Genomic DNA, 20,656 nt, shown 5'->3' on the forward strand with positions numbered 1-20,656 from the left:
GGGCGCAATATACGTCGCTGGCGCGACGTGCTCGAAAGGTTTGGAGACAGTCGTGGCGATCATGTTCGTCAGAGCGCAGGTGATCGGCAGAGGGGCGGGACGCAGCATCGTCTCGGCCGCGGCCTATCGCCATCGCGCCCGCATGATGGACGAACAGGCCGGCACGTCGTTCAGCTATCGCGGCGGCGTCTCCGAACTGGTGCATGAAGAGCTGGCGCTGCCGGACGATGTTCCCGCCTGGCTGAAGACCGCTTTCGAAGGAAAGACCATTGCGGCCGCCAGTGAAGCATTCTGGAACGCGGTCGATGCCTTCGAGACCCGCGCGGACGCGCAGCTCGCGCGCGAGCTGATCATCGCGCTGCCGGAGGAACTGACACGGACAGAAAACATCGCGCTGTTGCGCGAATTCGTCCGGGACAATTTTACCTCGAGGGGCATGGTCGCCGACTGGGTGTTTCACGACAAGAACGGCAATCCGCACATCCACCTGATGACCGCCCTGCGGCCGCTCACCGAAGAAGGCTTCGGGCCGAAAAAGGTGCCGGTGCTCGGCGAAGACGGCGAGCCGCTGCGCGTGGTCACGCCCGACAGGCCGAACGGCAAGATCGTCTACACGCTTTGGGCAGGCGACAAGGAAACCATGAAGGCATGGAAGATCGCCTGGGCGGAAACCGCGAACCGGCATCTGGCGCTTGCCGGATACGAGATCCGGCTCGACGGACGCTCCTATGCCGAGCAGGGTCTCGACGGCATCGCGCAGAAACACCTCGGCCCGGAGAAGGCGGCGCTCGCCCGCAAGGGTGTCGAGATGTACTTCGCGCCGGCCGATCTGGCGCGCCGGCAGGAGATGGCGGACCGCCTGTTGGTCGATCCCGAGTTTCTGCTGAAGCAACTCGCCAATGAACGCTCGACCTTTGATGAAAAGGACATCGCCAGGGCGCTGCATCGCTATGTCGACGATCCGGCAGATTTCGCCAATATCCGTGCCCGGCTGACGGCCTCGGACGACCTGGTGCTGTTGAAGCCACAGCAGGTCGATGGCGAGAGCGGCAAGGTATCGGAGCCGGCGATCTTCACCACGCGGGAAATTCTGCGCATCGAATATGACATGGCGCAGTCTGCGCGCCTTCTGTCGGAGCGGCGGGGTTTCGCTGTCTCAGATATTGCCGTCGCAGCGGCGATCGAAAAGGTCGAGACACAGGATCCGCAAAAGCCGTTTCGCCTCGATCCCGAGCAGGTTGATGCAGTTCGTCATGTCACCCGCGACAATGCAATAGCGGCTGTCGTCGGACTTGCCGGCGCGGGCAAGTCGACGCTGCTCGCGGCGGCTCGTGTCGCCTGGGAACGCGAAGGAAACCGGGTGATCGGCGCGGCCCTCGCCGGCAAGGCGGCGGAGGGACTGGAGGACAGTTCCGGCATTCGGTCGCGCACGCTGGCATCCTGGGAACTGGCGTGGGCCGGAGGACGTGAACAGCTCAGCCGCGGCGATGTGCTGGTGATCGACGAGGCCGGCATGATCTCCTCGCAGCAGATGGGCCGCGTCCTCAAGATCGCCGAAGAGACCCAAGCGAAGGTCGTTCTGGTCGGCGATGCCATGCAGCTTCAGCCGATCCAGGCGGGCGCGGCGTTCCGGGCGATCAGCGAGCGGATCGGCTTTGCCGAACTTGCCGGCGTGCGTCGCCAGCGTGAACAATGGGCCCGCGAGGCCTCGCGTCTCTTCGCTTGCGGTAAGGTCGAAGAGGGTCTTGATGCCTATGCGCGGCAAGGCCGCATCGTCGAAGCCGAGACCCGCCCCGAGATCGTTGAACGCATCGTTGCCGATTGGACCGATACCCGCCGAAGGTTGCTCCAGAAATCTGCCGATAGCGCACATCCGGGCAGCCTGCGTGGCGACGAACTTCTTGTCCTCGCCCACACCAACGATGATGTCCGCAAGCTCAATGAGTCGCTGCGCAAGGTCATTGTGCAGGAGGGCGCCTTGACCGGCACGCGCGAATTCCAGACGGCGCGCGGGCTTCGCGAGTTCGCCGCCGGGGACCGGATCATCTTCCTGGAAAATGCTCGTTTCTTCGAACCACGGGCAAAGCGGCTTGGGCCGCAATATGTGAAGAACGGCATGCTCGGGACGGTGATTTCGACTGGCGACAAGCGGGGCGGTACACTGCTGACCGTCCGCCTCGACAACGGCCGCAACGTCGTCATCAGCGAAGACAGCTACCGCAATATCGATCACGGCTATGCCGCGACCATCCACAAATCTCAAGGCGCGACCGTCGACCGGACCTTCGTGCTTGCAACTGGCGCGATGGACCAGCATCTCACCTATGTGGCAATGACTCGGCATCGCGATCGTGCCGACCTCTATGCGGCGCGGGAAGACTTTGCACCAAGGCCGGAATGGGGACGAAAGCCGCATGTCGATCATGCCGCCGGCGTCACCGGCGAACTCGTCGAGACCGGTGAGGCGAAGTTCCGTCGCGAGGACAAGGATGCCAAGGAAAGCCCCTATGCCGATGTGCTGGCTGATGACGGAACCGTTCATCGTGTCTGGGGCGTGAGCCTGCCAAAAGCGCTGGCCAATGCCGGCGTCTCGACCGGCGATACCGTGACGCTGCGCAAGGACGGCGTCGAAACCGTCAAGCTGAAGGTGCCCGTCATCGATGAAAAGACGGGCGAGAAGCGCTTCGAGGCGCGCGAGGTCGAGCGCAATATCTGGACCGCGAAACAGATCGAAACCGCCGACGCGCGTCATGAGCGGATCGAGCGGGAAAGCCATCGGCCGGAATTGTTCAAGCAACTGGTCGAGCGCCTTAGCCGATCCGGCGCCAAGACGACGACGCTCGATTTCGAAAGCGAGGAAGGGTACCGGGCGCATGCACGGGATTTTGCGCGGCGACGCGGCATCGACACGCTCGCCGGGATCGCGGCCGGTATGGAAGAGAGTGCGGCGCGGCGGCTGGCGTGGATTGCGGAGAAGCGCGGACGGGTGGCGAAGCTTTGGGAGCGTGCGGGCGTCGCGCTGGGTTTCGCGATCGAGCGGGAAAGGAGTGTTTCCTACAACGAGGCACAGAGCGAATCCCCCGCTGGAGAAGTTCCGTCGGCTGGAAAATATCTGATTGCGCCGACCGTCGCGTTCGCCCGCAGCGTCGACGAAGATGCGCGCCGCGCGCAGCTTGCCTCGGAACGGTGGAAGGAGCGGGAAGCGATCCTGCGGCCGCTGCTGAAGAAAATCTATCGCGATCCGGCAGAGGCTCTTTCATCGCTGAATGCGCTGGCGTCGGACGTGACGATCTCGCCGCGCCGGCTTGCTGATGATCTGGCAAGCGCGCCGGAGACGCTCGGTCGCCTGCTGGGGTCCGACCGGATCGTCGATGGCCGTGCTGCTCGCGATGAGCGGAACGCAGCCAGGGCCGCGCTGTCGGAATTGTTGCCGCTCGCTCGCGCCCATGCCACCGAGTTCCGCCGGCAGGCGGAGCGCTTCGGCATCCGCGAGGAGCAGCGCCGCGCGCATATGTCCTTGTCGATCCCGGCGCTCTCGAAGCCGGCGATGGCGCGGGTGGTCGAAATCGAGGCCATCCGCGAGCGTGGCGGGGATGACGCTTATAAGACCGCCTTTGCCTACGCCGTCGAGGACCGCCTGCTGGTCCAGGAGGTCAAAGCCGTCAACGAGACACTCACCGCGCGCTTCGGTTGGAGTGCCTTCACCACGAGGGCGGATGCGGTTGCCGGGCGCAACATGGTCGAGCGCATGCCGGAAGACCTTGCCCCCGATCGCCGCGAGAAGCTCGCCCGACTCTTCGCCGTCGTTCGCCGCTTTGCCGAGGAGCAGAATATGATCGAAAGGCAGGACCCCGCCAAAATCGTCGCCGGCGCCAGCGTCGCGCCGGGCAGGGAGGCGATTGCCCCGTTGCCGATGCTAGCCGCCGTGACGGAGTTCAAGACGCCGGTGGACGAGGAGGCACGGGAGAGGGCGCTCGCTGCTCGAGACTATCGTCATCATCGCGCCGAGCTCGCCGAGACGGCGAGGCGCATGTGGCGCGATCCAGCCGGAGCCGTCACCAAGATCGAGGACCTCGTCGTGAAAGGCTTTGCCGGCGAGCGGATCGCGGCGGCCGTCAGCAACGATCCCGGCGCCTATGGGGCGTTGCGCGGAACCGATCGGATGATGGATCGCCTGCTCGCCGTCGGCCGGGAACGGAAGGAAGCGCTCCAGGCTGTGCCGGAAGCGGCGAGCCGTGTGCGTTCGCTCGGCGCCTCATATGCCTCCGCTCTCGAGAGCCAAATCCAGGCCATCACCGAAGAGCGCCGGCGAATGGCGGTCGCCATTCCCGGCCTGTCGCAAGCGGCGGAGGACGTGCTCAGGCAACTTATGGCAGCCAGGAAGAAGAATGTCGCCAAGCAAGATGTCGCCGCAGGTTCGATCGATCTGCGCGTTGCTCAGGAATTCGCGGTGGTCAGCCGGGCGCTCGACGAGCGTTTTGGTCACAATGCGATCCTGCGTGGCGAAAAGGACGTCATCAATCGTGTGGCGCCGGCGCAGCGCAGCGCCTTTCAGGCGATGCGGGATCGGCTGCAGATCCTGCAGCGGACGGTTCGGACGCAAAGCAGCCAGGAGATCATTTCCGAGCGGCAGCGGCGCGTCGTCGACCGCGCCCGCGGCGTCACTCGATGAGCATCTTGGAGAAAGCCCTCGGCCGAATAGAAAAGCTCCAACGATGCGATCGTTGACACTGCATTCCCTTCAGGCGCTTCACAACGTGCTCGATCACGGCCCAGAGGACGTGGCAAGTCGCGCGCAGGCTGAAGCGGATCTTGCTGCCCATCAAGCGCGCTGGGATGCCGCGGCCCAGGAAATTGGCTATTCGGCGACGTTGCGCGCCGAGCGCGAGGCCGCCGACCGGGCAGAGGACCTACTCGAAGCGTTGTCCGAAACCCCCGCCATTTCCCTTGCCGGTGTGGCGGCCAAGCTTGATGCCGTGCTCACGGAAGGGCGATCGTCGGAAGACGATGCTGAGTTTCCTTGGCCGCAGATCCGGTCTGCGCTCAATGATGTGATCCAGATCGGACAAGTACCGGGGTACATGCGTCCGAACTGGCCGGCTACGTCAAAGGTCGGCTGCGCCATTTGCGTCTCAGACAGAGCGGAGGGGAGCACATCATGAAGAAAAAGCCGCCGGTCATCTCTGGCCTGCGCGCCGGCAGATTTGCCTGAAAGGCATGCGGCCAGCCGGGTACCATTCGACGCCGGCGCCGGGAACGGTCGTGGACGCCGACAGGGTGCCTTGCAATAAGGTCCGAACGCCATAGAAGGTGGCCAGGTCCTGCGCATCGACACGGACGTGCAGCCCCTCAGCCGTGGGCCTCAAGATCGCACGGGCGTCGCCGAAGTCGAGCAGCTTGTCGGCGGCTGTTGCCCTGATCGACTGGCAGAATTCGCGAGATTTGGCGCAGACTTGTTCCACCACCCATTCGGCACGCGGGAGCGGCACGAATGTCTCGGCGACGTGTTTGAACATGGACATCTCTCCAGGATCCAAGCCCCCCAGAGAAAGACGAGAATTGGTCGCTACGTCGTCCGCCTAGTGCCGACAGCTCCCTGGCGGCGAAATGACACTCTAAGCATTAGCTCCCTTCGGCCACAGGTAAACGTTGATTGAGGACGAGGGCGCGATAGGATACGAAGTCTAGCGAAACGGAACGAAACCAGAGTCTGTAAGTCATTGCTAAAGAACGGAAAGTTATTTCTCCCTCCGCCGAGAGACGGGAGTGATTTCAAAGAAGTATTCAAACGATTAGCCGCGGCCGGTGCGGGTCGGCCATTGGGCAAAGATGGGTTTCCTGCAGGCCCATGGACGCCCGAGCTTCTTGCAGAGGCGATTTCCCAGATTGATTCCAACCGGGCTGGGGTCGATCTGCGAACGGTGCAGCTCTGGTTTCAAGAGAACGAGAAGGGAATTAGCACTGCCAACATTCGTTGGCTGGCGAGGGTTTTTGGGTGCGATGATCCGGTGGCGACTAGGGAATGGCAGATGGAGCTTAGTGCGGCGCAATCGCGATTAACGGCCAAGAGACGAGAATGGAAGCGAGCGGGAAGAGGCGATGCGCTGGCGGTTCCAGATATGGCACGCACTGCCACGTTCAATGATGAGTCAGAGTCCCCGGCAGAGCCGCCCCGGGATACTGACGGCAAGGGGCCGAGGCGCCGTTTTAGTTTGGCGAGGAGATCGGAGGCGATTTTTAGTCACGGATCTCCCCTGAATTTACCGGCGTCGGTGTTTGCAGGTGTCACCGCTCTTGGGTTTTTGTCTTATATCACGGGGATTCACAACGTGACGTATGGCCGGGCGGATGGCGTCGTCAAGCAGGTTGGGTTTCTGTGGGCAGCGAATTGGACATTCGTCTTCATGGCTTTTTTGCCGCTGTTTTTTGTCTTCGTGGCCGAGCTCGTGACCTTTTGGAAAGATGAGGGACGCGCAAAGCTTATAGCGCAGGGCGACCGGATGGAAAGCAGCGATGCCTGGGCGCGCAACGTAGAAGCTTCTTCGTATGCATATTGGGCGGTTTTTTTGATTTGTGTGCTGTTCGCCGGTCTTTTTCAGTGGATCGGCGTGTCATTGATCCCGTTGATGAAAGGTGGTGGCAACTATGCGACGGATTGGGGCTCGTTAGCGAATGTGCGCCCTGAGGTCATATCGGTGCCGATGGCGGTCGTGTTCACTGGGCTCGCTTACCTATACATGTGCCTGTGCTTTTGGCTGTTCTTCGTAGGTCTCATTCTGCTTTATACTATGATCCACGATCTTTGGAGAATTGGAGAAGCAGCGAGTAATGGGCCGAGGGTGGATTATCAACACGAGCTCAACGACGCCAGTCTCAGGGTGATGCGTGGGGTTTTTCGGTGTACTGTTTTAGGACTTCTGATCGCCATAGTCATGAAGCTCCAGAGCGCTTACCTGACATCGCGTGGAGAGAATATTGTTGCCTGGTTGGTCGGCGATATGTCTTCGGCCTTCTATGGGCGCAATGATGTGAGCGCCGGGATCAGCTTTCGTAGGCCAACGCATTACAGCAGCCTTCTTATCGCTATTTCGACCTGTGTTGTATTTCTGTATGGATCCATCCGCTTAGGTGTCGAACGTCGGTTTGGTATGCCTTTGTGGAGGATGTCGGCGGTCGTAGCGCTACTCGTCGCTGGCTACTTGCTGATCGACGCATTTGCTGGCTTTTCGATCCTTCTGGGCGTTGGAGTGCTGCTTGCGATTTACGGCCTAATTGATCCTGGGTTTGGGCAATGGCGAGCGAGTGAGTTAGGAAAAAATCAGAGTGTATCATAGTTGGCTTGATCGTTGGGATGAGCTGCGGGCGCGACGCGGTGAGGAGGGGAAGAAAACAACGGATTTCGTCCTTGACGCGGACCGCGCCTTTCCAGGTGCGAAGAAGATAGCAAGTATTGAGGAGTTTTGTTTCCTTGCGGACCAGGCCTTTGCTGATCCAGCCTTTTTCGATGAGCCGAGTGGGAGTGATCAGGGTTTTGAAAGGGAAGATGGGTGGCTAAAATTCCCTTCGGGCATTTCTACTGACATCGAAGAGAACAATGTCGTCTGGGCGAAAATCACAGAAAGCCGGTCGTTCGATCAGGCGATGGTGATTTTTCACCATTGGAATGCAAGCGCGCGGAATCCTCGGATTGCCAACTTTTTCTCGCAGCGTGGCATCACGGTTGTCGAGATTGCTATGCCTTATCATTTCGAGCGCAGCCGTCCCGGCTCCGTGCACGCCGATTATATGCTTAGCCCTAATCTCGGTAGAACGATCCAATCTATCAGGCAGGCAGTATGGGATGGGCGAAAACTCATACGTTGGTTGAAGAGCGAAGGCTATTGTAAGATTTCGGTTCTCGGTATGAGCTTAGGCTCCTGGGTCGCAGGGTTGATCGCTGCGCACGACCCAGCTGTGTCAAAAGCCTCGTTGTTTCTGACGGCGGGGAGTCTGGCGGATATGGTTTGGACGGGTCGCGCGACACGATTGATACGCGATAGCCTTGACCCTGAGATTGAGCTGACTGATCTCAGAAGGGCCTGGGGTCCACTTAACTTGGAGAATTATGCGCATAGTTTGTCACGGCCTGATCTCGATCTTCACGTTGTGTTGGCTAAGAGAGACAAAGTGGTGTTGCCAGAGCTATCGGAGAGGTTCATGCAGCGGCTGAAGGCCGCCGGAGCCAGGCCAAATATTCTCAAATTGAACTGTGGCCACTATTCGCTCGCTATGCCGCCTTACATTTTGTTGGCCGGATTGAGCTTAAAGCGGTTTCTGTCGTGTGCAGTACCTCGAGCCTGATCTTGCCCAGTTTTTTAGGGCTTGGCGTTTATCCTTTCTTTTGAGCCGGCCTTATCGCGACAGCCCGATGCGCCGAGACTACTGCCAGTTCGCGCGAAGGTGCCGATAAGGACGAGGCTGTCGCTTTAGATCGTGTGCGCGAGTGCGGCCAGGGTCTGCGACCGATGGTAGCCACTAAAATCAGACGGCATGACGCTTTAAATTGGACGGGGCTTGCGTTAAGTATAGACGCATGGCCAGTTCGATATCGTCACATCATCTCATCGATCGGAAAGCCGGTCCGCTGGTCGAGACTGCGCTTTCTGATACGCGGGTCGTCCTGGTCGTTGGCCCGCGTCAGGCTGGCAAGACGACGCTTGCAAGGCAATTCTCAGGGCCTGATCGTCCCTTTGTCACTCTCGATGATGCCGGCGCATTGAGCGCGGCCCGTGCCGACCCGGTGGGGTTCGTGCGAGGTCTCGACCACGCCGTGATCGACGAGGTCCAAAGGGTGCCGGAACTAATGCTGGCGATCAAGGAGAGCGTCGATCGGAATGTCGAGCCAGGCAGGTTCTTGCTGACGGGTTCCGCCAATCTGTCCACCATGCCGATGGTTGCCGATTCCCTTGCTGGACGAATGGCGACGATCTCGCTTTTGCCGTTCGCCCAATCGGAAATCCGTTCCACGCCGGGTCGACTGCTGGATCGTATGTTCGCAGGCGAGGAGCCCGTCGCAGCGGAGAATTCGCCCCTCGGCGACGAACTGGTCGCACTCGTCCTGCGGGGCGGCTATCCGGAAGCATTGCGTAGGCCAGCAGCGGCCCGCCGGATCGCGTGGCTCGAAGACTATGTGGCCCAGGTCCTGGACCGGGACGTGCGTGACGTTGCCAATCTTGAACAGCTCGATCGGCTGCCGCGCCTGCTGCAGGTTCTGGCCGAGCATGCCGGTCAACTGGTCAATCATACAAGCTTTGGCGCGGCTCTCGGACTTTCGAGCGTTACTGCGCAGAAATACGTTGCGATCCTCGAGCGGCTTTTTCTGATCAGAACTTTGGCGCCCTGGTCGAGCAACCGGCTGAGCCGCCTGATCAAGACACCGAAACTGCATTTCCTCGACAGCGGGCTTCTTGCAGCCTTGCGAGAGGATGAGGAACAGGCATTGCGGGAGGACCGGTCCAGGTTCGGCGCGGTGCTGGAGAGCTTCGTCGTCTCGGAGTTGCTGAAACTCGCCTCATGGTCGGAACGGCGCGTGTCGCTCTCGCACTATCGTACCAAGGATCAGGACGAGGTCGACGTCGTGATCGAGGATCGGCGCGGCCGGATCGTCGGCATCGAGGTGAAAGCTTCGGCAACTGTACGCCCGCAGGATTTCCGGGGGTTGCGCCAGTTGCAGGAAGCGGTCGGGGACCGGTTCGTGCGCGGCCTTGTCCTGCATGACCATGATCGCGTGACGCCGTTCGGCGAGAAATTGCAGGCTGCGCCTTTGTCCGTCCTGTGGACGATGTAAAGTCGCAGAATCTATCTTATGGAACTAAAAATATCGTAAGAAATCAATTAGTTAGCATTATAGCACCAAGCCCACTTGTCGCTCCACTGGTGAAGGTCCGCTTTTCAGGACTCGGGCGAGACCGCTGAAAACGTACTGAGATGCCGAAAAGTTTGGGATCCTGTCGGGCGTACGAGATTTCTCGTGCAGGCACCCCTCCGGCCGTAGACGATATGGGGACTTATGGGAGGCGGTTCAGACATTCTGTCGACTCCGGCGCGCTTTTCCGTATTGGCAATGGATGATCGCCATGAAATATGCTTCGGCCGGCGATCAGTGCGCGATCATCCTGTAAAAGAAGGGACTCTTTATGGCTACCGGAACGGTAAAATGGTTCAATTCGCAGAAGGGTTTTGGTTTCATTCAGCCTGATCAGGGCGGCCCCGATGTGTTCGTGCATATATCGGCCGTTGAGCGCTCCGGCTTGCGGGGCCTCAATGATGGTCAGAAGATCAGCTACGAGCTGGTTCAGGACAAACGTTCCGGAAAGACGTCAGCCGGTGAGTTGCGAACCATTTGATGGTCGGTGGGTGACCGACTGGTAAGCAGCAGACAAGTCTGCGCTCTGCCGCCATCATCACCCGCCGCTCCGGCAAGACGTCTCGATATCTTCGGCGTAACCCGCAGTTCAGCCTGTCCGCCCCTTCCGATGTTTTGGCCGATGGTCCAACAAGTTTCGCTTAGATAACCTGCCCTTCGGACACTTCATCGGCAGATATCCGGCGATGAACTTTAGGCAGCTGGAAGTATTTATCTCGACAATCGCTGAAACTTCGGTACACGATGGCTGTGTCGGGCGGGTGCAGGTCTCAATTTAGGAGCGAATACTTGAACGAAGAAAACGAAGCCGCGAGCGCCGATCTTGTTGGGCTGACGGCGGATATTGTCTCAGCTTACGTCAGCAAGAACGCGGTCCCCGTCGCCGGCCTGCCAGAACTCATCGCTTTGGTTCATTCATCCCTTTCGGGCGTCGGTCACCCGGTTGGGGTGGAGCAGCCGAAGCAGGAGCCGGCGGTCAATCCCAGGCGGTCGGTGACGCCGGACTACATCATCTGCCTGGAGGACGGAAAGAAGTTCAAATCGTTGAAGCGCCACCTCGGCGTGCACTACGGTTTGACGCCCGACGAGTACCGGGCCAAGTGGGGATTGAAATCGGACTATCCGATGGTGGCGCCGAACTGTGCGGCTCAGCGTTCGGCGCTCGCGAAGTCGAGCGGGCTCGGCCGAAAGTCTGCGGTGAAACCGGCGAAGGGCAACGGCAAAAAGCGTTCCCGGTGACCGCGGATCCTTGCCCGTTTTGCACAAGCTCCGATGTATGGCCATTCGTGACAGGCGAAGTCCGCGTGGTGATGAGATGCGATGATTGCGGCGCATCCGGCCCGGTCTGCATCGATGAATTGAACGCCGTGAGAAGCTGGAACCGCCGTCCCGCTACACCTGAGCAGGATTGGGACTGAGGCTCGAATATCCAGCCTCATCTTCGCCAAGGTCACAGAATACCCGACGGCCCGGGGCGCCGATAGGAGTGTTTTGTGATGTTCAGAATTCTTGTCTGGGCTGGTGCCTTCGCGCTGGCCGTTTTTGTCGCCGCCCCGGCAAACGCGCAAGAGACTTTCCACGGCTACGATTGCACGGATGACTGCTCGGGACACGAGTCCGGCTACGATTGGGCGGCAAGGAACGATATCACCGATGAGCGAGATTGCGACGGGAATGGCCAGTCATTCAACGAAGGCTGCCAAGCGTACGTCGAAGACCAATCGGATGACGCAAATCGGAACAACCAATCCGGCGATGAGAACGACGACGAAGACAGCGACGAGTAGGAACTCGGGCGCCGCTACTCATCGCGCCAGACAACCCGCTTTTCCCAACGAATTTCGACCAGGCGACGATAGCGGATTGTGTGCGCCTGCTCGCCGGTAGGATGGAATAGCTGCGCGCTCATCCACTCCCGGCTCTTACACTGCTGGCAGCGCACCTTATCCCTCACCTCGTCGATCGTGACATTGCCGATCACCTCCCGCAATTCGAGTGGTTTGTAGTAGCGCGTTACGTTGCAGCGGGCGCAGCGGATGCCCGCCACTTGCCCAGCGTCATGTGCATGCGTCAGGGTCCAGGCGGCGCCGCGCGGCCATTTCTCCGGTTGCTCGGGCATGCATTCGAGTTGAGAACATATTCCCATCCGGTCAAGGGGTCGCTTGACTCTTTCGTTCTCATTTTGTTCACTTTTGCCTGTGAGCGACGAAATCAGACTGCAGCAACCCGAATACGCCACACCGCCCGGCGTGCAGCACCACGTTTGCGAGCACGACGGCTGCGGCAAGGATGCTGGGTGGGGCTTTGCCAAGCCGAAGCAGGCGCCCCATTGGTTCTGTTTCGAGCACCGCGGCGAAGGCGAGAAATTCCTTTAGGGAGCATGGCCGATGTCCCGCCATCAATTCGTGCAGAAGCTCGAAAGCGCTGCCGACCATATCGCAGACGCTTCGCGGGCCGATTTGCAAGTGATGCTCCGAAGGGCTGCGCTGCTGCTCAGAAACGTCGGTGGACTCGGTCTCGATCCGCAAACCGATGAGGTGCTGAACGACTTGGCCGCCGAGATGGGTAAGGCTAAGTCGGATCTGGTGGAAGCGATCGTCGGCGAGTGGCTTGTGGCGAATGCCTATCTGCCGGTTCCGCACCAGTTGGACGACGACACCTTCGTGGGAGGCAACGCATGATCAACGCACCAAGGCACGCCAGCAAGTACTCTGATCGGGAGATCGACTGTCAGGAAGCCATGGAGCCGGGCTTTCAAGCGATCGTGGACTGCATGCTCGAGGCCGGCTGGAACCGCGGTGAGGTCATGCGGTCGCTTCGCCGGCTCGTCGTGGCGGACAACATGACCCAAAAGGAAAACGCCAGGGTCGAGACCGAACTGGCAATTGCGTGGGCGATGCAGCGGACTGGAAAGACGTTCTAGCGCCGAGCCTGGCGGCGTGCGATTGCGCTTCAGTGCACTTGACGCACATCGGCAACCAGATCCGCAGCAGAACAGACGATCGGGCTGGTTTCGACAGCGCGCGTGAAAAGCGGATGTCTATCCGAAAGGCCAATCGCGAGTTCGAATAGCCGCATCTCTAGCCGACGTCTCTGAAGTCCCTAAGCGAGGCGTGGCGAAGCTTTTCCTCGCCCTTCAGGAACTTCACACGACCGACCAGACCTGCCTTCAGCCACTCGGCCTTTTCCTTCGCCAACCCTTTCGGCGCAGGAGCGCCGGCCTTTTTCTGCGCAAGGTCCCATAGAGCCTGCCGTTTGTCCGCTTTGAACGTGACGATCGCGCCGCCCATATAGCGGCCCTGATCCGACATCAGCACCATCGCCGGCTTGCCGCTCTCTCGCTTCACGCCAATAATGTCCATTTCCTTCTCGACGTAGCACTTGATCTTCCGCCAGTTCATCGTCGAGCCGCTGCGGTAGACGCTATCCAACCGCTTCGACACGATGCCTTCCAAGCCGGCTTCGCATGCGAGGTGGTAGACGGCGTCGCCAGCGCCAGGCAGCGCCTCGCTGAATTGGATATGGCCGCCGGTGGGGATCAACGCCTGCAGCACCTCGCGACGGTCCTTCAAGGCCATGTCGCGCAGATCGTGACCGTTGAGGTACAGGAGATCGAATGCGACCAGATAGAGGTCCTGCGGTCGGCTGGTAATGGCCGAACGCAGCGCGTGGAAGTCCGACAACCCGGCTTCGTTGGTTACGATCGTTTCGCCTTCGATGATGAAGCTTTCCGCGTCGAGCGCCGCGGCTTCGTCCGCAAGCGTCCGATATTTGGTCGTCCAGTCGAAACCGTTCTTGGTGAAGAACCGGATGCCGTCGGCGTCCTTGATCACCTGGGTGCGATAGCCGTCGAACTTGACCTCGTGGGTCCACTCCTCGCCCTTGGGCGGCTGCTCGACCAGCTCGGGCTCCATTGGACGGATGAAGGGTAGCCGGGCGCCGCCGGCAGGCTTACGCATCGAAAACCCACGCGAAACTAGAATTTGATTCAATATCGCACAGACGCAAGTGTTCCGTTAGCGCCTACTAAAGAAGCAGGGAACGTGCCCGGCCCGCTGCGGTTGTTTCTCGACCAGGAGGAGGAACGGCAATGGCAGACGACAGGACGAAACGCGATTTCCGAGACCGCGACCGCGTCTCGGCAGATGAAGATTACGAGGTCCGCTACTTCGCCAAACAGCACCGGATCACGCCAGAGCAAGTTCGAGAACTGATCGGCCATCACGGGAACGACCGGAAGACCTTGGAGCGCGAAGCGAGAAAGTTGCGGGGGTGACGAAGCTTTCGACCTTGGCCCGCCCATCGTCGGGCGAAGACATGGCGGCGACTCTCCCCGGGAACAGGATCACTTCTACGACTGCAGGAAATGCGGTCAATCGGTCGACCGGCGCGATCTCCGGCAAGTCATTTGGCATGGACAGTCGGACCACGAGGCACTTGAACTGGATAGCTGATCACAAATCGTTTCAGGGACGCGGAACAAATCTCGCGCACGAAAGTTAGCAAGCGCTGCTACTTCGGGGACTTACGCGATGCTCCTTGCCTTGGACGATGCGATCTCGACGGCTGTGCTGGCCGGCAGAGGCGCAAACGCGGACGTCTTCGGGGTGATCGACCTTACCAGCAAGCTTGAAACACGAATTGGTGCCATCAGCTTAGGACACGCGATCCAGTTCGTCGCCAATGCGTCGGTGCTTGGATACGACGTTCGGGGCGCGATCGTTCTCTACGGGTTGCCAGGAACGCCAAGCCTGAGGAAATGGGACTGCGACCGATTGTGGGCGCAATATGGTGGCGCGCTGATCCAGCCATAGCACGAACCATCCCTTAGCGACTTGCCATGCTCTCCGAGTGAATTTGCAGTCCCGCGCAATATAGTCTCCGTATAGAGCGCAGCTGGACTTCGATCCTATTTCAGAGCATCCTTCCGGGCAGGGGGAGAGCTTGGACAAGTCTCGCCACGACAATCGATCTGATCAATGGCGCAAGCGCACCGGCGCGCGGCGCTCGCGCACCCTGAGGTGGGTGAGCGTGCCCCGACGCCTGATCTTCGTAACGGCCGCCGCGGCCGGCGCGCTGGCCGCACAAGTCGCCATGAGGCACGCCGACAGCTTGCGGGAAGTCAATCTGCAGACCTTGATCGGACTGAAGCAGCCGAACCCGATCACCGGCGTAGCGTCTGTCATCGACGGCGACACGATCGAAGTTCACGGCCAGCGGATCCGCTTCAACGGCATCGACGCCCCGGAGAGCAAGCAGTACTGCGACGATGCCAAAGGCTACGAATATCCCCGCGGCCGGCGATCGGCGGAAGCGCTCGATAGCTTCCTGGCCGCCTCGAGGCCGGTGCAGTGCAGGTTCGTGGCTTGGGACCGCTATCACCGCTTCGTCGGCGACTGCCGGCGCGCCGATGGCGCCAGCGTGGCGGCGTGGATGGTCGAGCACGGTCAGGCGCTCGATTGGCCCCGCTACAGCCACGGCGCGTATGCGGCGCTGCAAACGACGGCAGAGACGGCGAAGGTCGGCCTATGGGTTGGCAACTTCCAAGCGCCTTGGGATTGGCGCGCGTCGCATGCCGACGGCGCGGCGCCGACGAGCCAGCCGCTCGGCATCGTCAATAGCCACAAGCTGGTCGCGCAGAGCGGCTATTCATGCGAGCCGCGGCGGTACTGCTCGCAGATCGGTTCGTGCGATGACGCCCAATGGTATCTCCACAACTGCTCGTGGGGTCGGAAGCTGGATCGGGACGGCGACGGGGTCGCGTGCGAAACACTGTGTTGAACTAACAGGCAGCCGGGTCATATCGTCTGTATTTCAGTCACACGGAACCGTTCGCCGACACGCTTGCACTGGACGATAATGTCGATGGATACCCTGAGAAGGCTGCGGATGTCGTCGTGCTCAAGGTTGCGGCCGCCCTCGGATTCCTTGATTAACAGAGCCAATTGCTCGAAGGCCAGCGTCGCCGAGTGAGCATGCACGGTTGTGATCGACCCCGGGTGGCCGGAGTTCACGTTTCGGATGTAATAGAACGCGCTCCCGTCGCGGAGCTCCTGAAGCAGGATTCGATCCGGGCGCATACGAAGGCACGCTTCCAGCAGCTCTTTCGGCCCGGCTAATGACAGCCCCTGCCCTCCTTTGGAATAGAAGAGGCGGACGTGGTTATGCTGCGGGATGACGAGTTCAGGTGTGTCCTCGATGGAGATAATGCGCTCCTGCGCGGGAATGTGCCGGATCAGCGCTTTTGACAGAGTCGTCTTCGCCGATCCCGTCGCCCCCGAGATCACGATGTTTTTCCTCGCAATCACCGCCTCGCGCAGGAAATCCTTGTAGCAGCCCGCGTCATAAAGGGCTTTCAGCTTCTCGTCACTTTCGGCGTCTCCGTGTCCGGTGGCCTTGACTTCGCTGAAGAACCCACTTCCCTCCAGATCATCGAGGGTAAGGTTCAATGACGAGGGTTTGCGGATTGTGAGGCTCACCGTCTCCGTCGTTGTCGCGGGCGGGATGACGATCTGAATGCGCTCATCGCCTGGAAGTGTCGCCGAGAGGATTGGTCGCCTCTCGTCAATCGACTGGTTGGAGAAAGTCGCCACTGCGCGGGCAAGACGCATCAGCTTCTCGAAGGTCAGTTCCGGCATGTCATGGGTGCGCCAGCCATTGGTGCCTTCCGTCAGCATCTGACCAGGCCGGTTCACGATCACTTCGTATAGAGACCCATTGGCCAGGAATGGCGCCAATGGTGAGAGGAGCTCGCGAACGACTGCAGCGTCAGTTCCCTCGACCATTATCCCGCGCTACTTGGTTATGACCGTCGACGGCGGGCTGAAATCGCCCAGCACGGCGCGATCGAAGATGCGGTTCCTGGGCTCCGTCACGCGGAGCCGATAGACATTGGAAAAGTCGAGATCGCGCGCCACGAAAATCGAGACGAGTTCGCCCTGGTGCTTGTTGAGTGTCGGTGGAATGTTGATCGACTGCTCGACGGCAATGGCCGCGGCCTGCTGGCCTGCGCTCGTCGTATCTTGTGCATCGACACCGCTGTCTTGCAGCCGGCTGCTGGCGTAGCTGGTCGCATCACCGACGACGGAAAGAAGCAGTGCGCTGCCGAATCGCTCCCACCAATGGGTGTCGACGTAGCCGTCGACGCCGGCGCGGCCGAGGGCGTCCGTCGCAGGCGATGCGAGCGTGACGATCACGCCCTTCGGCGTCTTTGCGCGGTTCCAGAGCACGAAGAGACGCTTCTGCCCGCGCTGAAGGCCGCCACGGTATTCGCCGACGACCTGGGTTCCCTTCTCCATCAGCACGACCCTGCCATTGTCGGAGAGGACGTCGCGGTTGATCACACAGCTTGCGAAGCCAGGCTGATCCGACGCCATGGCGGTCTCCAGGACGCAAGGCATCGAGGTTCCCATGGCGACGATGTAATTGCGGTTGCCGAGTGTGCCGGCGCGCGAGCCCTCAAGCCGGGTCGGCCGCAGCAGGCCATCAAACCGCTGTTGATCGGCATTGGCCGCGTTCTGTCCTATCATGTTTCCGTCGAGCGGCAGGTAGTCGCCCTCTGTCGATGTCGCAGAGCCGCCGGTATCCCGGCTCGATCCCGCATCCTTCTGTCCACCGCCGTAGGCCATGACGGGCGCGCGGCGCGCCGAGTCGAGCAGCGGATCTTCTTCCTTGGCCTGCTCGGTCACAACAGGGGTCGGTAGTTTCACTTCCGGGCGGGCTACGACCGGTTCCACTTGCTCCTTAGCCGGCTCGAAACTCGTCGTCTGGCGAATGACCACCCGCTCAGGCTTTGTCTTGTCCGACGGCGACTTTTCGCCGCTCATGGACCACAAGGCGAAGGCAACAAAGGCGACCACCGCCAGCGCCACGGCGCCTCGCTTCAGGGTGGGATTGTTGTCGATCCGCCTGGCCGCGATGGTTTCGGCCCGCTCGCCCGGAATCCGGCCTTCGTTTTCCTGTGTCATGACCGTCTCCTATCGCGTTGCGGCGGCGTCGGTCCGCATGACGCGCTCGACCGATGGCGAGGTCGTGTTGGTATCGGGATTGATGCCGACGCGGTCATAGGCCTCGTTGAAGACGCAAAGCACGTCCCCTCCCCTGCGCAGGATGAACTTGCGGCTGATCGCGTGGACCAGGACCAGGTTGCCGTCGACGGATTTGGGCACCAGGCTCTCGCTGCCGTCTGAGTTCTCGATGTAGATGGCGGGCATCTCCTGGTTGCCGACGAAGGCGAACGTCGTCACCTTGCCATTGTCGTAGACCGTTTCCGGTTCCAGTGCCTGGGAGCCTTGGGCTGAGTAGCGCCAGTTTCGCGGCCCGTAGGCTTCGTGAAGGGCGAGCACGTTGTCGGCCTCCTTCGCCTGCGCCGCGACGGTTCGCGCCGCCGCAGCCTGTCGTCGGCGTTCGGCTTCGTCAGCCGGATAGCGATACTTGACGTAGAAATAGGTATTCTGGCCCACCTCAACCGTTCCATCCCTTACGGTCAGCTCCATCTGGTAGCTGCGGGTTGAGCCGTCACGACGGGTGGTCACGACGGAGATATTGGTGATCGGCTGATTTTCCCGGGGTTTGAGAAACAGGATGTTGCCAGCCGGCGCGACCTCCCAGGCGACGCTGTTGCCGAGCGCGACATGGGCGATCTCCTCATCGGCCGAGAATTCCACCTGCACAGAGGAGCGCAATGAACCGACGATGCGGGTGATGTTGTAGGGCTGGTAGTCGACAAAGCGCACACGGCTGTCCTGCGATGCGCCGCGAGGAATTTCGAGGGCAAGTGCGGTGGAGGCGGAGGCCGCCAGCAGGAGAGTGGCAATTGCGATTGTGCGCATCAGTTGATGGCCTCCGGATCGGCCCGGTATTCGCTGACCACGAAGCCGAGAGGGTTCACCAGCCGATCCGTCGACGACATCGGCGCATTCACGTAAGCGAAGGTGAGCGTCGCAACCCAATGGGTTGTCCGAACCTCCTCGCCGCGGGTAATCGTGCGCATGTAGCGGACGGACACGACATTCGGATTGATCAGCGAGATCGACGCGATATTGATGCGTACTGTGGCGCCGCGCCCATAGGTGTTCTGCGGCGACTCCGGGTTGCTGCCACGATAGAGCGCCGAAAATCGCGTCTGCTCCGGCTGTGTCGACAGCAGGGCGACGGTGCGATAATTCTCCTCCGCCTCGCTCCAGACATAACCTTCCCTGGCGCGCACATATTTGGCGGCGAAGTATTTGGTGACGGCTTCGTCATAGGTGCCCGCCGTCGCCGTCAGCGCGGAGACGACATCGACGATGCCTGTCGAATTGTCCACCCGCACGACAAACGGCTCCGCCGTCTTCAGCGGGGTCAAGGCCGCGACGGCGAAGATCGAAATGCCGGCGAGGACGCCGGCCACGATTGCCACGGACCAGGCGATACGCGCCGAGCGTTCGATCTGAACCATACGGTCCTGATCGAAGCGCCGCGCCTTCTCGAAGTATGTTTTGAGTTCGTCCCCTAAGACCATGCGTCACGCTCCGCAAGGACGATTGGATGCTGCGATGTCAAAACGGGCGAAGGCGGGCAGTCCCCTGCCCTCTTCGAGATAGGCTGCGGCCACCGGCTCGGAGATCGCCGGTTCTGCATCCGAATGCTTCTCGGTGAGGGTCTTGTTGTCTTGCCATTCCCACATCGAGCGATTGAGGGGCCGGCGCGAATAGCCGTCGCATTTGGGAAGCGGGTAGGACAGCGATGCGCAGCCGCTGAAGAGTGCCGCCATGCAAACCAGCGGGAGAATTCGGATCATTCCGGAAGGCCTTTTTCTTGTTGGTGCGAAAGGCGTCATGAGCTGACGCGTTTCGAGGTGAGGGTCCGGCCGGCCGCGCGGAAACCGCGGCCGCCGGCACGGACGATATGGGATGCCGTCCAGGCGAGCGTGCTTTCGTGGGCGTCACGCGCCGCCCCGTAGCCGTAGGTCAACGAGGCCCCGCCGGCGGCGAGCGCCGAAGCGATGTTGGGGAGCTGATAGAAGACATAGAGAGCAGCGAGGCAGATGGCGCAAAGCGCGATCGGCCGCATCAGCACATCGCTGTAGCCCTCTATCGATGTGAAGGTGGTGTCGATGCAGGTGATCAACAGGGAGCCCACGGCGACCACCAGGACCTGCAGGATCACGAAGTTTACAAGCTGTCCGATCCACGCCTCGGTGAAACGGCGGGTTGCCTGGAACATGGCGAGCGCCACGAAGATCGGGCCGATCGCCAGCACGATGGCCAACGCCAGGCGGGCGTAGAGAGAGACGATGTAGCCGATCGCCGCGACGATGAAGCTCGCGCCGATCACCATCATGCCGGCGACGCCCGTGACGATATCGACGGGCCAGGAGGCGCGCGACCAGATATCGGTCGCGGAGGCCTGCCCCTTGTCGAGCAGGCTGTCGAAGGTGGAAGCGCTCGGCGCCGTGCCGGTGTTCAGCGCCTGGGAGATTTCGCGCGGGAGTACGTCGAAGAAGATGTTTGCGACATAGGTCTGATACTCGCCGGCGTTCTTCACCAGCATGACGATGATGGCGAGCTTGATCGCCCGGTAGGCGAAATCCAGGATCGGTTCCTGCACCGAGCCGCGCAGGACGAGATAACCATAGAGCACGATGTAGAGGGTGACTGCCGCCGTGAGAGGCCCCGAAACCCATTCGGAGATGTTCGAGGTGCCATCGGAGATGAAGGTCTCCAATGGGGTCTTGAACTGCTCGTCGACGAAGGCGAACACCTCATACAT

General features: G+C 60.8%; 23 protein-coding genes. 14 read left to right on the top strand and 9 right to left on the bottom strand.

What is annotated here, in order from left to right:
• Window positions 1-52: 52 nt before the first annotated feature.
• Window positions 53-4,672 (top strand): Ti-type conjugative transfer relaxase TraA, encoded by a 4,620-nt coding sequence (traA, locus tag FJ988_RS19050; protein WP_140819889.1) that lies wholly within the window; start codon window positions 53-55, stop codon window positions 4,670-4,672.
• Between the two features lie 52 nt (window positions 4,673-4,724).
• The gene (locus FJ988_RS19055) at window positions 4,725-5,162 is read left to right on the top strand and encodes a hypothetical protein (RefSeq protein WP_140819890.1); all 438 of its coding nucleotides are present in this window, start codon (window positions 4,725-4,727) and stop codon (window positions 5,160-5,162) included.
• A 15-nt stretch (window positions 5,163-5,177) separates the two neighbouring features.
• Here FJ988_RS19055 and FJ988_RS19060 read toward each other — a convergent pair whose 3' ends face one another.
• A complete protein-coding gene (locus FJ988_RS19060; RefSeq protein ID WP_246688591.1) occupies window positions 5,178-5,516 on the bottom strand; it encodes a hypothetical protein in 339 nt (112 codons plus the stop codon).
• Between the two features lie 204 nt (window positions 5,517-5,720).
• Between FJ988_RS19060 and FJ988_RS19065 the strand changes: the two genes are divergently transcribed.
• The 6 genes from FJ988_RS19065 (at window position 5,721) to FJ988_RS19095 (ending at window position 11,691) form a co-directional block, all read left to right on the top strand.
• A complete protein-coding gene (locus FJ988_RS19065) occupies window positions 5,721-7,334 on the top strand; it encodes an RcgA family putative transporter (protein ID WP_140819891.1) in 1,614 nt (537 codons plus the stop codon).
• Window positions 7,324-8,340, top strand: coding sequence for an RcgR family putative quorum lactone hydrolase (locus tag FJ988_RS19070; RefSeq protein ID WP_140819892.1), 1,017 nt, complete (start codon window positions 7,324-7,326; stop codon window positions 8,338-8,340). The genes FJ988_RS19065 and FJ988_RS19070 overlap by 11 nt, the downstream gene beginning before the upstream one ends.
• A gap of 232 nt (window positions 8,341-8,572) precedes the next feature.
• Window positions 8,573-9,826 (top strand): ATP-binding protein, encoded by a 1,254-nt coding sequence (locus FJ988_RS19075; RefSeq protein WP_140819893.1) that lies wholly within the window; start codon window positions 8,573-8,575, stop codon window positions 9,824-9,826.
• Between the two features lie 349 nt (window positions 9,827-10,175).
• Window positions 10,176-10,385, top strand: coding sequence for a cold-shock protein (locus FJ988_RS19080; RefSeq protein WP_140819894.1), 210 nt, complete (start codon window positions 10,176-10,178; stop codon window positions 10,383-10,385).
• 308 nt (window positions 10,386-10,693) lie between these two features.
• Complete coding sequence (locus FJ988_RS19085) at window positions 10,694-11,143, top strand: MucR family transcriptional regulator (RefSeq protein WP_140819895.1); 450 nt, start codon at window positions 10,694-10,696, stop codon at window positions 11,141-11,143.
• Window positions 11,144-11,400: 257 nt separating this feature from the next.
• Window positions 11,401-11,691: a hypothetical protein gene (locus FJ988_RS19095; RefSeq protein WP_140819897.1), complete on the top strand. Its 291-nt coding sequence runs from the start codon at window positions 11,401-11,403 to the stop codon at window positions 11,689-11,691.
• 14 nt (window positions 11,692-11,705) lie between these two features.
• Here FJ988_RS19095 and FJ988_RS19100 read toward each other — a convergent pair whose 3' ends face one another.
• Complete coding sequence (locus tag FJ988_RS19100; RefSeq protein ID WP_140819898.1) at window positions 11,706-12,023, bottom strand: hypothetical protein; 318 nt, start codon at window positions 12,021-12,023, stop codon at window positions 11,706-11,708.
• Between the two features lie 43 nt (window positions 12,024-12,066).
• Here FJ988_RS19100 and FJ988_RS19105 point away from each other — a divergent pair, with 43 nt between their 5' ends.
• From FJ988_RS19105 to FJ988_RS19115, 3 genes are read left to right on the top strand one after another with little or no spacing between them, the layout of a single operon-like run.
• Complete coding sequence (locus FJ988_RS19105) at window positions 12,067-12,279, top strand: hypothetical protein (protein WP_140819899.1); 213 nt, start codon at window positions 12,067-12,069, stop codon at window positions 12,277-12,279.
• A 12-nt stretch (window positions 12,280-12,291) separates the two neighbouring features.
• The gene (locus tag FJ988_RS19110) at window positions 12,292-12,585 is read left to right on the top strand and encodes a hypothetical protein (RefSeq protein ID WP_140819900.1); all 294 of its coding nucleotides are present in this window, start codon (window positions 12,292-12,294) and stop codon (window positions 12,583-12,585) included.
• Window positions 12,582-12,827 carry a hypothetical protein gene (locus tag FJ988_RS19115; RefSeq protein ID WP_140819901.1) on the top strand — a complete coding sequence of 82 codons (246 nt, stop codon included), beginning with the start codon at window positions 12,582-12,584 and terminating at the stop codon, window positions 12,825-12,827. Before FJ988_RS19110 ends, FJ988_RS19115 begins: the two co-directional genes overlap by 4 nt.
• A 157-nt stretch (window positions 12,828-12,984) precedes the next feature.
• On the opposite strand, the gene FJ988_RS19120 is transcribed toward FJ988_RS19115, so the two are convergent.
• Window positions 12,985-13,863, bottom strand: a complete 879-nt coding sequence (locus tag FJ988_RS19120; RefSeq protein ID WP_140819902.1) for an RNA ligase family protein — start codon at window positions 13,861-13,863, stop codon at window positions 12,985-12,987.
• Window positions 13,864-13,994: 131 nt separating this feature from the next.
• On the opposite strand from FJ988_RS19120, the gene FJ988_RS19125 reads away from it, so the two are divergent.
• The 3 genes from FJ988_RS19125 (at window position 13,995) to FJ988_RS19135 (ending at window position 15,685) form a co-directional block, all read left to right on the top strand.
• Window positions 13,995-14,180, top strand: a complete 186-nt coding sequence (locus FJ988_RS19125) for a DUF3606 domain-containing protein (protein WP_140819903.1) — start codon at window positions 13,995-13,997, stop codon at window positions 14,178-14,180.
• Window positions 14,181-14,436: 256 nt separating this feature from the next.
• Complete coding sequence (locus tag FJ988_RS19130; protein ID WP_140819904.1) at window positions 14,437-14,718, top strand: hypothetical protein; 282 nt, start codon at window positions 14,437-14,439, stop codon at window positions 14,716-14,718.
• Between the two features lie 130 nt (window positions 14,719-14,848).
• Window positions 14,849-15,685, top strand: a complete 837-nt coding sequence (locus tag FJ988_RS19135) for a thermonuclease family protein (protein WP_181183749.1) — start codon at window positions 14,849-14,851, stop codon at window positions 15,683-15,685.
• 17 nt (window positions 15,686-15,702) lie between these two features.
• Here FJ988_RS19135 and virB11 read toward each other — a convergent pair whose 3' ends face one another.
• The 6 genes from virB11 to FJ988_RS19165 are packed head-to-tail and all read right to left on the bottom strand — an operon-like array spanning window position 15,703 to window position 20,656.
• Complete coding sequence (virB11, locus tag FJ988_RS19140; RefSeq protein WP_140819905.1) at window positions 15,703-16,689, bottom strand: P-type DNA transfer ATPase VirB11; 987 nt, start codon at window positions 16,687-16,689, stop codon at window positions 15,703-15,705.
• Between the two features lie 9 nt (window positions 16,690-16,698).
• Window positions 16,699-17,871 (bottom strand): type IV secretion system protein VirB10, encoded by a 1,173-nt coding sequence (gene virB10 / locus FJ988_RS19145; RefSeq protein WP_140819906.1) that lies wholly within the window; start codon window positions 17,869-17,871, stop codon window positions 16,699-16,701.
• Window positions 17,872-17,880: 9 nt separating this feature from the next.
• The gene (gene virB9 / locus FJ988_RS19150) at window positions 17,881-18,735 is read right to left on the bottom strand and encodes a P-type conjugative transfer protein VirB9 (protein ID WP_140819907.1); all 855 of its coding nucleotides are present in this window, start codon (window positions 18,733-18,735) and stop codon (window positions 17,881-17,883) included.
• Window positions 18,735-19,406, bottom strand: a complete 672-nt coding sequence (locus FJ988_RS19155) for a virB8 family protein (RefSeq protein WP_140819908.1) — start codon at window positions 19,404-19,406, stop codon at window positions 18,735-18,737. Before FJ988_RS19155 ends, virB9 begins: the two co-directional genes overlap by 1 nt.
• 3 nt (window positions 19,407-19,409) lie before the next feature.
• Window positions 19,410-19,685, bottom strand: coding sequence for a hypothetical protein (locus FJ988_RS19160; RefSeq protein ID WP_140819909.1), 276 nt, complete (start codon window positions 19,683-19,685; stop codon window positions 19,410-19,412).
• Window positions 19,686-19,720: 35 nt separating this feature from the next.
• Window positions 19,721-20,656 carry a type IV secretion system protein gene (locus tag FJ988_RS19165; protein ID WP_181183591.1) on the bottom strand — a complete coding sequence of 312 codons (936 nt, stop codon included), beginning with the start codon at window positions 20,654-20,656 and terminating at the stop codon, window positions 19,721-19,723.

This window comes from Mesorhizobium sp. CU3 (assembly GCF_006442965.1).
Classification (GTDB): Bacteria; Pseudomonadota; Alphaproteobacteria; order Rhizobiales; family Rhizobiaceae; genus Mesorhizobium.